Annotated in this window: 8 protein-coding genes; 7 read left to right on the top strand and 1 reads right to left on the bottom strand. The window is 46.4% G+C overall.

The genetic code is table 11. The features are described from left to right. Positions 1 to 51 precede the first annotated feature (51 nt). The 7 genes from OGW13_RS08090 (at position 52) to OGW13_RS08120 (ending at position 13,039) form a co-directional block, all read left to right on the top strand. Positions 52 to 669 (top strand): DUF6088 family protein, encoded by a 618-nt coding sequence (locus OGW13_RS08090; RefSeq protein ID WP_034940173.1) that lies wholly within the window; start codon positions 52 to 54, stop codon positions 667 to 669. Beyond that, positions 669 to 1,736 (top strand): nucleotidyl transferase AbiEii/AbiGii toxin family protein, encoded by a 1,068-nt coding sequence (locus OGW13_RS08095; protein ID WP_104445701.1) that lies wholly within the window; start codon positions 669 to 671, stop codon positions 1,734 to 1,736. The genes OGW13_RS08090 and OGW13_RS08095 overlap by 1 nt, the downstream gene beginning before the upstream one ends. Positions 1,737 to 1,919: 183 nt before the next feature. Next, a complete protein-coding gene (locus OGW13_RS08100) occupies positions 1,920 to 4,247 on the top strand; it encodes a tellurite resistance TerB family protein (protein ID WP_287115862.1) in 2,328 nt (775 codons plus the stop codon). A 3-nt stretch (positions 4,248 to 4,250) separates the two neighbouring features. Beyond that, positions 4,251 to 5,567 (top strand): ATP-binding protein, encoded by a 1,317-nt coding sequence (locus OGW13_RS08105; RefSeq protein WP_109739831.1) that lies wholly within the window; start codon positions 4,251 to 4,253, stop codon positions 5,565 to 5,567. Further along, positions 5,564 to 7,759: a DEAD/DEAH box helicase gene (locus tag OGW13_RS08110; RefSeq protein ID WP_287115863.1), complete on the top strand. Its 2,196-nt coding sequence runs from the start codon at positions 5,564 to 5,566 to the stop codon at positions 7,757 to 7,759. The genes OGW13_RS08105 and OGW13_RS08110 overlap by 4 nt, the downstream gene beginning before the upstream one ends. Positions 7,760 to 7,887: 128 nt before the next feature. Next, entirely contained in the window at positions 7,888 to 11,853 is a 3,966-nt protein-coding gene (locus tag OGW13_RS08115; RefSeq protein WP_109739829.1) for a hypothetical protein, read from the top strand. Next, entirely contained in the window at positions 11,846 to 13,039 is a 1,194-nt protein-coding gene (locus OGW13_RS08120) for a hypothetical protein (protein WP_287115864.1), read from the top strand. Before OGW13_RS08115 ends, OGW13_RS08120 begins: the two co-directional genes overlap by 8 nt. A 15-nt stretch (positions 13,040 to 13,054) precedes the next feature. On the opposite strand, the gene OGW13_RS08125 is transcribed toward OGW13_RS08120, so the two are convergent. Then, a protein-coding gene (locus OGW13_RS08125) for an IS3 family transposase (RefSeq protein WP_096755719.1) occupies positions 13,055 to 14,202 on the bottom strand; the annotation gives its coding sequence in 2 pieces (ribosomal slippage) (positions 13,055 to 13,965 and positions 13,965 to 14,202; 1,149 coding nt in all). Positions 14,203 to 14,265: the final 63 nt, after the last annotated feature.

Below are 14,265 nucleotides of genomic sequence, written 5' to 3' on the forward strand. Positions count from 1 at the left end.
ATGGTCTAAAATAAAATTACATTGGTATTAAACGTCAGTACAGGAGAATCAATGTCTGTTGCCGCTCTGGCCCGCCAGCGGGTTCACCGCATGAAGCGGGGCATCCCCTTTTCCATCAGCGGATTTTACTCGCTGGGAAGTCGTGCGTCAGTACAACAGGCAATGAGTCGTCTGGTCAAAGAAGGCCTGCTGGTCCGGGTTGAACGCGGTTTTTACTCCCGGCCAAAACCATTGAAAAATCTGCCATCCGTAAACGTTGTCGCCAGCGCCAATGCCGTTGCCGCAGCATGGGCAAAAGAGCGCGGTTACAAAATCACCCTTCAGGGACTGGAAGCCGCTTACCGGTTAGGGCTACAAACGCAGGCGCCGGTTAAACGCATCTACTGGTCAAACGGCCCTACGCGAGAGTTCCGTGTCGGTAATGAGTTGGTACGGATCCAGCATAAATCAGCAAGCCGATTACGTTGGCTGAACCGGCCTGAAGGAGAGCTAATGCGCGGTTTGCTGAGTCTGGAGCAGGAATATACCCCGCCGGAAACGCTGAAGAATGCTTTTCATCGGCTGAGCATCCCGCCCGCTAAAGCCCGACAGATTGCCGGAAAGTTAATGAATGAGCCTGCGCTTCACGCATGGCGCTCACAGCTGATAACGTTGCAAAAGGCGCTCTGATGGACATTTTTGATTACTACCGGAGCGCATCGCAACGCCGTGAGCTTCAGGAAATCCTCTCTTACGCGGCGCAGCAGCATCCCTCCGGGCTGGGAGCCAGCTTTCTGGAAAAGGATCTCTGGGTAACGGAGATCCTTCGGCTGCTTTTTAATGAGGATCTGCTGGGAGATTTATCTGTCGCGTTTAAAGGTGGAACAGCGTTAAGCAAATGCTGGAACGTGATTGAGCGTTTTTCTGAAGATATCGATCTTTCTGTTCACTGGGCCGATCTGGCAGGTCACTCAGAAGAGGAAGAACAGCAGGCGTGGGAGCAAAGCACGCTAAATAACAGCCAGAATCGCCGGTTCAGAGAGCAGCAGCAAGAGCGCTTAACAGAATGGACAAACGCGCTGGCAGAACGGTTAAACCAACGCTTTCAGGCTTATGAAATTCCGGGCCTTGAAGCAAAAATGGAACCCGACAGCGGTGGCGAAAAAGTCGATATCTATTTCCCACGGGTGAAAGAAGACAGTATGGCCTATCAGCGCGATCATATTCTGTTGGAATTTGGCGGACGAAATCGTGGCAAGCCAACCGATCAGATGCCTGTTGTGAGCTATCTGTCCGGGATTGCTGGAATGGATGCACTTCTGTTACCCGCCGCGACCGTAAACGCTTATGACACCGGTTATATTCTTTGGGAAAAGCTGACGGCGCTGCACCAGTTCTGCACGCAAACCAAAGCGCCAAATTCGGCCCGACTGGCACGCCATTGGTATGATGTGGATTGTCTGCTGAGTAATCATTTTGCCAGCCCCTATGAAACGCTAGAAGCCATGCGCAATGTGGTCGAGATGAAGCAACGTCGCTGGTCTGTACCGGGTGTGGATTTTACTCAGGTGATTGTCGGAAACTTGCAACTGTTGCCTGACGATGCTGAACGGTTCGCCGCGATCGCCGGGGATCATCAAACGGCAGTGGAAGGGGGAATGTTCTTTAGTGAGCCTGACAGATTTGCTGACATTGCCGATCGTCTTCGTCATGCACAAGATGAAATCAATCGTTTTATGTGTGATTCACAGGTATAACCTGGCCCTGCCAATTGATCCCCTAGCCATATGGCATAATCCTTTTGAATAACAGGGTTTTTATGCTTGTACTCCAGCCCATTCGCGGTATTATTTTACGATCTCTCTCCCAGTTTTATGCTTACCGCCTTTGCCGCTCGTAGAACAATGCCGGGAAGCATTATCAGCGATTAAGGGCACGGAATGGGCTTCTGGATATTCGTTATTGCACTGGCTGTTATCTGGCTTCTGTTTTCCAAAAAGAAAAAGTCGCCACCCCCCAAAGTAAACAGCAAAATCATCACCAAAATAAATCATTCATCTCAACAGAAATCTCTCAATAAGCCAGACAGCAGCGTGACAAATATGCATTCTCAGGCCTTCGATGATGACGAACTGGCAACTTTTACCTTCGTTAATGGGCAAACGGTTGAATACAGCACCAGTCGTGAACAGCCGCGAGAAACCGCCGCCCGTAGCAATACCACGCCAGCGCGATGGGTCAAACCGGGAGAAAGTATCACCATTCAAAACGTCGTCATTAATCACGGTTATTTTTATTTCGGCGGGCGGTTAAAAACACATTCATCAGGAGAATATGGCTATCTTTATAACGATGGTTCCGATGCTTCGCTGGTTAACGACGCTTTCTCCATCGAACCCATTTCACGCCATTATTATGATGAATCGCTGGGATACTGGCCCACCTTTGCTACTCTCTCTCCTCGCTGTCGTGGCGCCTATCTTGACTGGCTGGCAAGCGATCGCAGCGATGCGAGCTGCCCCGTTGGTTATGTGTTTATCTATTTTTACGGTCTTGAACGCCGCGTACTGGCGGATGGCACACAAGAGGCTATTTCTGACGATGAATTCAAAGCATTATTCGAAGAGATATCGCGCCTGAGAACCGTATTTCAGGCAAGCGGTTCCTTCCGTCATTATGCAACGCATTTGCTGGAAATGATGATCATTCTCAGACCGAAGTTACTTTCTATACATACCGAAAACGAATATTTCTCATCGAGGAGTGCATTACTGTTCAGATTGAATCTGGCGACGGTGGTCGATAAAGGACAACCTGTTTGTGCCGATCTGGCACTGGCATGGATACACTATTTTCCTGATTACACCCTGCGCACGCCTGCCCGTCGATGTCATTCTGAATTTTCCGCGTTATTCAAACAGCGTTATACCCAAAAATACGGTGACGGTATTGTCGTCAAACCCAATAAAACACGGTTGTATTTAAGCTATACCCCCGCCAGTGGTACGCTTCGGGAACTTCAGGTAAAAAAACAGATGGATCTTCCCGATCCCAGCGTTTTAAAAGCCCCAGTTCAGAAATTAATTCCTGTTGCAGAATCCTGTATCAATGCGCTGGATGCCTACAGTCGCTATCTTGGTAAAAAAGATGCCTCACCAAGTGATGTCGCCGCCATCATGCTGCTTCCCGATGAAATACTGACCGAAGATGCAGAACACCTGTTTGCTGAATTTAAACGCTGGGCAGATAAGAAAATCCGTGAACATTCAGGGCTGGCGACAGTGGCCGATTTCTGGGCCAGACTGGGTATGCCTGTACCGGATAAGATTAATAAGAAAGAAGCCGAACTGATGCAAAATTTCGCCAGGCGAGCAGGCTACGGCATTGCGCCGGATATGCGCTATCACCTTGTCCGGCCAGAGCCAGAAGGACATCTTGTTTTATTTCCTGAAGGGCATGCGGAATTCTACGTACCGTCAGCAGAATTTACGTCAGTCTCTGTGGCGCTTCGGTTAGGTGCCATGATTGCACAAATGGACAAGCGCGTGGACGTTGCTGAACAGGCCGCGCTGGAAAAAACCATTGATCACAATGATACGTTGTCGCCAACAGAAAAACGTTCGCTGCACGCCTACCTCACCTGGCGGCTCAATACGCCTGCAAATCAGGCCGGTCTGAAAGCTAAAATTGAGCAACTCAGCGATAAAGATAAATCCACTATTGGCAACGTGATTATCAGCGTCGCCTGCGCAGACGGAAAAATCGATCCGGCTGAAATTAAGCAACTGGAAAAAATCTACGCCAGCCTTGGTCTGGACAGCAGTACCGTCACCAGCGATATCCACCGACTGTCAACCGCAGAAACAACGCCGACGGCTACGTTACAAACCCCATCAGCGACGAGCGGCGCGTTTTCTCTTGATGAACGGATCCTTGCCCGTCATGAGTCTGATACCACGGACGTACGCCAGTTACTGAACACCATCTTCACCGAAGATGAACCCGCAGATGAATCCCCGGCGGAGATCCCGCCACACGCTGGCGCAGGTCTTGATGAAGCACATCACCAGCTTTACCAACGTTTGCTGGAAAAAGAGCGCTGGGCGCGAAACGAAGTCGCTGAGCTATGCCAGCAATTTAATTTGATGCTAAGCGGCGCGATTGAAGCAATTAATGACTGGTCTTTCGAACAGGTTGACGCCCCGGTGCTTGATGATGACGATGATATTTACGTTGACCTGGAAATTGCACAAGAACTCAAAGGATAATTTATGTCTGGCATTCGTATTCGTCTCAAAGAAAGAGACGCTATTATTCAGTCACTAAAGTCAGGCGTGACGCCTAAAATTGGTATTCAGCATATTCAGGTTGGCCGGGTCAACGAGATAAAAGCGCTGTATCAGGATATTGAACGTATCGCGGATGGCGGTGCAGGATTCCGGCTAATTATCGGGGAATACGGCTCAGGTAAGACATTCTTTTTAAGCGTTGTGCGCTCAATTGCACTAGAGAAAAAACTGGTGACAATCAGTGCCGATTTATCCCCGGACAGGCGTATCCACGCGACGGGTGGACAGGCGCGTAACCTTTATTCCGAACTGATGAAGAATCTGTCCACGCGCAATAAGCCGGACGGAAACGCATTATTAAGCGTGGTTGAGCGCTTTATCACGGAAGCCAGAAAAGAAGCAGAAAGCACAAATGTGCCGGTTCCGACGATTATTCACCAAAAGCTCGCTGACCTGTCTGATATGGTTGGCGGTTACGATTTCGCCAAAGTCATTGAATGTTACTGGCAGGGCCACGAGCAGGATAATGAGACATTGAAATCAAATGCCATCCGCTGGCTAAGAGGTGAATACTCCACGAAAATCGACGCCCGTAACGATCTGGGTGTGCGCACCATTATTTCTGATGCCTCTTTCTACGATTCGCTAAAGCTGATGAGCCTGTTTGTCCGTCAGGCCGGATACGCGGGTCTGTTGGTGAATCTGGATGAGATGGTCAATCTGTATAAGCTCAGTAATACGCAGGCCCGGGTTGCCAACTATGAACAGATACTGCGTATTCTGAATGACTGCCTGCAAGGGACGGCTGAATATATCGGCTTTTTACTTGGCGGTACGCCAGAATTCCTGTTCGATCCACGCAAGGGGTTGTACAGCTACGAAGCGCTCCAGTCCCGACTGGCGGAAAACAGCTTCGCTCAGCGGGCTGGTGTCATTGATTATTCGTCCCCTTCCCTGCATTTAGCCAGCCTGACGCCGGAAGAGCTCTATATTCTGTTGAAAAACCTACGTCACGTTTATTCCGGCGGCGATGCGGATAACTATCTGGTTCCTGATGATGCACTGACGGCATTCCTACGCCACTGTAGCAATACTATTGGTGATGCCTATTTCCGTACGCCACGAAACACCATTAAAGCCTTCCTGGATATGCTGGCCGTGCTGGAACAAAACCCGTCCATTCAGTGGTCGCAGTTAATTGCCGGTGTTGCGATCGCGGAAGAAAAACCCAGCGATATGGATGAAATAACGTCGGCAGAAGATACTGACGAGGACGGTCTGGCTGATTTCCGATTATGACGAACGAATACCAGCGGCTGGATCCACGCATACAGAAATGGATATATCGGCAGGGATGGGCCGATCTCCGGGAACTGCAAAAAAAAGCCATTCCACCGATATTAGCGGGCGATCGGGATGTCCTGATCAGCGCCGCGACTGCCGCGGGTAAAACGGAAGCTTTTTTCCTGCCCGCCTGTTCTGCCATTGCGGATATTCAGGGCGGTTTTGGCATTCTATACATTAGCCCACTTAAGGCCCTGATTAACGATCAGTATCGACGGCTGGAAAGCCTCGGCGATGCGCTGGAGATGCCGGTCACGCCCTGGCATGGTGACGTTGCGCAGAGCAAAAAACTGAAAGCGAAGAAAAACCCTGCCGGTATTTTGCTTATCACCCCAGAGTCGCTGGAAGCGATGCTGATCCGCAATGCGGGATGGTTAAAGCAGGCTTTCGCTCCACTGGCGTATATCGCCATTGATGAATTCCACGCCTTCATCGGTTCTGAGCGGGGTATGCAGCTTCTCTCTCTGTTAAATCGGATCGATCACCTACTGGGAAGAATCAACAATCCAGTCCCCCGAGTCGCACTCAGCGCAACGCTGGGAGAACTGGAGCGAGTACCGTTATCTCTGCGGCCAAATCAACGTCTGCCCTGCGACATTATTACTGACAGTCAGACTCACGCCACGCTAAAAGTGCAGGTGAAAGGTTATCTGGAACCGCTAACCACCTCGGGCCAGCAACCGCCGCCGTCTGCAGAGACGCAAATCTGCCATGATATCTTTCGCCTCTGTCGCGGTGATTCCCATCTGGTGTTCGCTAATAGTCGCAAACGGACCGAAAGCATTGCCGCTACGCTTAGCGATCTCAGTGAAGCGAACATCGTTCCCAATGAGTTCTTCCCCCATCACGGCTCGCTGTCCAGAGATCTGCGTGAAACGTTGGAACAGCGGCTTCAACAAGGCAACTTACCTACCACCGCCATCTGTACGATGACGTTAGAGCTTGGCATCGACATCGGTAAAGTCAGCTCCGTCGTGCAGGTTACCGCCCCCCATTCTGTAGCCAGCCTGCGCCAGCGAATGGGGCGTTCTGGTCGGCGCGACTCGCCTGCCGTATTGAGAATGCTGATTGCCGAACATGAACTGACGCCAACATCAGGTATTGTCGACCAACTCAGGCTTCAGCTTGTTCAGTCGCTGGCCATGATCCGCTTACTTATTGGCAGCAAATGGTTTGAGCCAGCCGATACCCGGCAGATGCACTATTCCACCCTGTTCCATCAGATTCTGGCGATCGTGGCGCAGTGGGGAGGCGTACGAGCCGATCAGATCTGGTCACAGCTATGCCAACAAGGTCCATTTCAGAAAGTCAGAATCGATGACTTCAAAACTTTATTGAAACATATGGGGAAGCACCAGTTTCTGACCCAGCTATCAAGCGGCGAACTGGTTCTGGGCATTGAGGGCGAACGTCAGGTAAATCAATACACCTTCTATGCCGTGTTCAGCACGCCGGAGGAGTTTCGTATTGTAGCAGGGAGCAAAACACTGGGCTCTATCCCCGTTGATTCCCCCCTGATGCCTGACCAACATATTATTTTCGGCGGTCGACGCTGGAAGGTCACCGATATCGATAGTGATAAAAAAGTCATCTATGTCGAGGCGACAAAGGGTGGGCAGCCGCCGTTATTTGGCGGACAAGGGATGTCCATTCATGATGTCGTCCGCCAGGAAATTCTCACTATTTATCGGGAAGGCGACTACCGCATCACCGTTGGCGATCGCAAGGCCGATTTTGCCGATACCACGGCCAAAAACCTGTTTGATGAAGGGCTGTACTGTTTTCGCAACAATAATCTGGCTTCGGAATGTTTTATTCAGCAGGGACAGCATGTCTACATTCTTCCCTGGCTAGGCGATCAAACCGTAAACACGTTGTCGGCATTACTTATCCAACGCGGTTTCAAGGTGGACTCATTTGCTGGCGTGGTTGAAGTAGAAAAAACTACGGTCTCGGAGGTTAAACAAGCGTTATTCAGCGCACTTCAGGAAGGGCTACCTTCCGAATCCCGTCTTGCCGAAAGCATCGTTGAAAAGTGCCTCGAAAAATATGATGAGTATTTACCGGAGACGTTGCTGACGCAGGAATATGGATTACGTGCTTTTAATGTTAAGCGCGTGGAGGAGTGGCTGCAGGGGCATTTGTAGGCGAGCAAACCCAATACTCACCAACAAAATCAACGAACGATAAATGAATCAAAAAGTAACTGATAATAAGACCGGGATATTCGACTAAACGCTCTGGCTCCCAGAATATAAGGACAAGGTAAAATACAATGTCAAAAAGAGAAATTTTACGGTTGCCTGATGCTATTCATCAGGAAATTACGAAAGCAAGGAGCAATGCAGGTAAGTTCTATGCTTTTAGCGAATTCGAAACCCCATTATTAATTCAGTCACAAGATGGTACATCCAGCGGAAAAACCTATAATGTTTTTTATCAATACATACAAGGTGTAAATGCTGCAACGTTACCCGGAAATGGGCATCGTAACCTGGTTTTTATCACCCCTTTAAAATCGCAAATTGATATTCCCTCAGAACTTGTCGAGTTGGCCAGCTCGAAGCAAATCCTGATACTCCCCTATCTCTCGCTACGCGATGTTGCGGACTTAAGTTTTACCACTTGGGTGAAACAAACAGATGGAGACGAAAAAGATAACCAGCAACGTTATCTCGACTGGATACACACTGGCTGTAACATACTAAAAGACAATACTCAGTTGATTTTTGAACGTCTGAAATCCGATGTACAGGCAAGAGTTACACTTGAACTACGGCTTAAAGCGGAAGTAAGAGCCGGAGCCACCGACGAACAGGTTAAAATAGAAGAAGAATTACTCACCAGCGGCTATAAGCTCACAGGACGCCTACAGGAAGCGGCCATCGCATTACTTAATACCCTCAATACCGATTTCGAAACACTGCTGGAGAGAGCTGGCCAAGACAAACTCGCTGGTTTAGCAGTAGAAATGGTGAAACATCTTTTCCCATTTCATATCGCACTGTACAGGCGATGTATTCTGTTAGCGACAACTAAAAAATTTGACGGCAGCGTACTCCTTCTGAAACGAGATAATGAAGGAATTTATCATAAAAGCAGCCAGTCACTTGATCATGTTCTTGGGCAAAAAAAACACCAAGATAAAAATCCTCTGGAAGAATTAACCTCAGTTACATCGGCAGAACGTCTTGAAAAATTAAAACAGGAATACTGGGTTCATGATAGCGACTCGCCTTATGCACAGCGAGATATTCGGTTTACTTTAGTACTTGATGAAGAACACGAAGCCTACAAAATTTTCCAACAAACAGTATGCAAAATATTACTTAATGACGATCTGCAATTACCATCAATTCTTGCAACATTACATCGCGTTCTCGAATATATAGACGAATGTAGAGGGAATGAGCGAGCTCCTGGGTATGAGCCATTAGATGAATATGTTTGTGAAATAAATAACGCACTCTTGCGGTGTGATTTACGCCCCGGTTTTGATCTAAAAAAAATGACTCAATTGTTTAGTAATAATATGCTTGATGTCGTTGTTGATAGCCGGAATACAGAACAAGTGATTGCGCTTATAGGTAATGTTTTCAGCTATCAAATCCAACGCTTCTACAGAGAAGATGATCTTCGCCATATACGACTTCGTAGCCACGGACGACAATCCTATACGGAAATTTACGTAAGCGCCGAGGACGATGAAGATGCTGGAAATGATTTTAGCCTCTATGAATTATACCAAACAATCACCGCAATCCTTGCCGCTTCGGCAAAGCTTAAAAATCCATCGCGAGTTCAGCAAATGCTGTCGCAACAAGATCAGGCTAACCAAAACAATCCATTATCATTATTTATAGGTAAAGCACAGCAAATTAAGGGGGAGGCTTCATATCTTTTATCAGGAAGCTCAACGGACGAACAGTTGATTGATGATTTTTTTACTTACTTTCAACCTAAGACGCTTTTTTCATTAGCCCCTAGGGAAAAGGTTATTATTGAATCCAGCCAACTAAAGGGTTGGGTTTTACTCAAATTCCGTATGGAACTTATCAAGGAACTTCCTGAAGTCGCTCTGCTTCGTGTTCTGTATCAAACACATAATACGGTGATCCTGCTATCAGCTACCGCAGGCTTCCCTGGTACTTACAATGGGCAATATAGCCGCCCCTTTCTTGCCGACTATGCACGCCATCTCGGCTACCAGATTAGGTGCAGAGATATGGAGTCAGCCGCTCCGTTAGCAACTATCCGTGAATTAAGAAATATTCATCGTCCTGTTAATATTGAAATATTCGACGATCAAAAAAGCGAGCTTTCTCCATTAATTAATGACCCCATATTCAAAAAAGTGCTAAAGATATGGGAGGGTCATCTTGAACACTATTTAACGTATATACAACGTCATCGCTATCGTAAACGCGAATTTCATCGCGAGCTACAAGCAATGTTACTCGCAGCCTATACCACCCGGCATACTTTGTGTATTGGCCTCAGTGCTCGCTTTTTCACAGTCTTAGGTAAATTTCTGCAAGCGACGCTCAATAGCTCTACTCCTATGAATGGATTGAAAATTTTAGACACTGATAATCGGCGTGGAAATGATACACCTCGTGTATTTGAAATAACACCTTTCGACAACCTGCATACCCTACGAGTCGTCATGTTTGACTCAAAACTTAACCGTGAGGATCCCGTCCGGGACTACTTGCGTATTAATCAGCCTAATTTGACTCTTTTTATGATTTCACACTTCAAAGGGGCAGGAACCGGTCTCAACTACTACATTGCCTATCCGGAAACGGATGCTGGAGGAAAATCGCTAGAAGTTGATTTTGATGAACTTGCGATGGTATGCGATAGCTTCTGGAGTCAGGTTAACACCGCAGGCACACGCAACACACTGGAAAACTATGTAACATTACTTAAGCACTACGCTCACGGAAGTATGCTTCGTCGCGCAAATGACTTTGAAACCGACCTGGTAGATTCAGATGCAGCACGAATGCTTGATGATGAACATATAGTAGAACTTCATAAAGTAGCCATGCAGACCATTGGCCGGACTGAACGTCGCGATGCAAAAATGCAGGGGACTATCAGGTTACCTTCCGGCGTACATTTGAATGCGATACGCGTCTTCCGCGATCTGGCGCGGTATCCCGATGCCAGATCTCTGCTCGCATCACTCAGCCTCCATAACAATCGTTGGTTTGAAAAAGCGCGACACGATTTAGAAAAAGCCAGTTTCAATACGGAGAAACAGCGTGCTGATTTCGAACAACGCGTGCTAAATGCCAACGCAATGTATAAAGATTTTGAAGTCGAGTTTGTCGAAGTAATTTTAAAAGCCGCCAGAGCCGGTGACAAAAATGCTATCCAGCTTAACGAAGATTTACGCCATCCTGATAGTTTTCAAAACCCTCAAAAATATATCAACCGATTAAAACGCAATCCTATAATTAAAAACAGCGATTATATGAAATTATGCGTTGAAAATTTCTTCGTGGAGCGCACCGCCGATTTGGAAAATATTATTTTTGCAAGAACAATGCAATCAGATGGCCTTACAGATATTTCTGCGGGTAGTTCACCTTATGAGCCTGAACACTGTTTACCCCAATATCATGAGGGTATGAGTGAAGAGTGTGATGACCTTGAAAAACGCGTATTCCCAAGCCTATTGAGATTAGAATCCGAGCCATTAAAGAGGTTTATTCCTATCCCAACATTAATCCCATTGCTTATTGGAAATATTGGAGAGTGGCAATTTCATCAAGTATTAAAAGCGGCGGGAATAAAATCCTTAGCACCTGAACAGATAATTTTACAGTTAGGTAGCGAGTGCTATGAACTTTTTGATATCTACTTAATCAAAAAAGATCATCTATTCGCTATAGACGTTAAAAACTGGATGATGGGAAAGAATAACCGTGATATTTCGAAAAAATTGCACTCAAGTGCTTTAAACAAAGTAGAAATATTAAATAAGATTGTCAGCGCCAGCTCTTCTCTGAATAAAGTTTCTGCTGTCTACCTTAATACACGACATGGACTCAACTGCCTAAATGATCGCGCGGAGAAATTTAAATTCACACAAATTTTTTACTTTAACCTTTTGAAAGTTGTTTCTTATTATGAAAAAGATATTAGTTCAAATCGGTATGAATCAAAAATAAATAGAAAGATACTAATTAACCGTACACTTATGAATATGTTAGGATATGAAAATGAGTGAAATCATGGAATTAAATCAAACCAGAAATGCAGTTATAACAATGTCCTCTGAATGGGATATTCACCCTTCTCCCTATGCACCGTTAGCCAAAACACAATTATTCGATATTGCCGAACAAGTAGAGAGTGTATTGGAAAAAGTTCTTAAGTTACCTTCATCGGATGGATGGGGTATCGATGTAGCATATATTAGAAACCCTAAACCACTTGAAATTAGCCATGATGAATACATCAGCGAGGTTCATCGAGACATTAAGAAACTCTTAAGCGAAAAATTACATTTAGACGCCCCTAGAAAATTACGCTATCACTCTTTTTCATTAAAAGATTACCATCTGGCTTTATTTCTCACCCCCAATCCAAGACCTTACAGCCAATGGGCCACTGAAATAATAAAGTTAGGATTTGATCACTATAGAATAGCCCAGGAGGTTATTGCGCTACGTCTTAAGTTAATACTACTAAAGAACGCCGCCCAATATTTCACTTTATCGCCAATTTCGTATAATAGTGATTTATATTTTTCAGCAAGCTTACAAAACGATAAGCCAAACAAGAACAATGAATATTACATCGATGCTTTGAAATTTTCCATTTTTTATTCAAAGTATAATGATCTGACATTTGAACTGAAGGCTGTTTGCTTTCGAGCTCAACCAGAAGCATCAGGAATTAATACAGAGCTTGGCCGGTTGCTCATCAATGACAACAAAAATATCGACCTTATAGAAACAGTGAATGCTAAACAATTTGGCAATTTGTCTTATATGCGTTTTGCAAACAGGCCCTACTCCGGATGCCAGAACCACGCAGAAAACCTAATGCAAAAATTAATCACTGAAATTCTTAATTCAGCAAATATCGCATTTACTCCGCGTATTTTTCAAGCATCTCATCGCCAATTGGAATTTTTAGAAACGCCACATACTACGCTTCACCGTCCTCTTATTATCATTGATAATCTAAAAAAACATGAAGATGAAAAAATACATCAAAATTATCTACATTACCTCCAACAAGAATTAAATGCGGAGTCCGTAGTTGATGCTCAGGATATAAGCCATATTAGTAAGGATAAAAACTATTTAGTTCTCAATAGCTCACAGCAAAAAAATGGATCAAGTATTACATTAGAAATCATTGATGATGACGGTGAGGTTAGAAACAATAGTTTCAACACGACCTGAATCGCCACGGATAATCTAGACACTTCCGAGCCGTTGATAATACTGGTTTTCATATTCTGTCGGTGACATCTGTTCGCTAGAACCATGCCGACGCTTACTGTTATAAAACATTTCGATGTAATCAAAAATATCGCTGCGGGCTTCTTCCCGCGTTCCGTAGATTTTTTTCTTTATCCGTTCACGTTTCAACAACTGGAAAAAGCTTTCTGCAACCGCATTATCATGGCAGTTACCGCGACGGCTCATGCTGCCCTCCAGGCCGTGTGATTTCAGGAACGACTGCCACTCATGGCTTGTGTACTGACTGCCCTGATCCGAATGAACCAGCACCTGTTTTTGGGGATTACGCCGCCATACAGCCATCAGCAGTGCGTTCAGGACAATGTCCTTTGTCATCCGGGATTGTATGGACCAGCCGATAATTTTGCGTGAGAACAGATCAACAACCACGGCAAGATACAGCCAGCCTTCGTGGGTCCTGATGTAGGTTATGTCCGTTACCCAACTCTCATCCGGAGCATCCGGATTGAACTGTCGCTGGAGCCTGTTGGGCGACACGATACTGGCCTCGCCTTTACGTGCCCGCGGGCTCCGGTATCCGACCTGAGCCTTTATCCCGACACGTTTCATCAGTCGCCAGACTCTGTTCACTCCGCACTGTTGCCCGCTGTCCCGCAGATCCAAATGGATTTTGCGATAACCATAGACGCATCCCGATTCCAGCCAGAACTGTTTAATCTGCCCTGTCAGCCTCAGGTCTGCCTGATGGCGTTGTGAATGCGGCTGCTGAAGCCAGGCGTAAAAACCACTGGGATGAACATCCAGCACCCGACAGAGCAGGCGAACAGGCCAGCAACAGGTGTTGTCACGGATAAAGGCGTACCTCAGTCGGACAGCTTTGCGAAGTACGCCGCGGCTTTTTTTAATATGTCCCGTTCGTCGGTAACCCGCTTCAGCTCTTTCTGGAGACGGCGGATCTCGGCCTGAGCATCTGACTCTTCTTTATTAGTGGAAGAATCTGGACCGTACTTCTTTATCCAGGCGTAAAGGCTGTGGGTGGTGATATCGAGACGTGTTGCAACGCTGGCAACAGAATAACCGCGATCAACAACCTGTTTGACTGCTTCAATTTTAAACTCTTCGGGATAACGCTTACCGCTCATGGGCACCTCTCTTTAAGCCATCTTAAATGACTCTGAGGTGTCTGTTAAACCCGTGGCGATTCA

This window comes from Citrobacter sp. Ca225, from assembly GCF_030337175.1.
In the GTDB taxonomy this organism is placed as follows: domain Bacteria; phylum Pseudomonadota; class Gammaproteobacteria; order Enterobacterales; family Enterobacteriaceae; genus Citrobacter_A; species Citrobacter_A amalonaticus.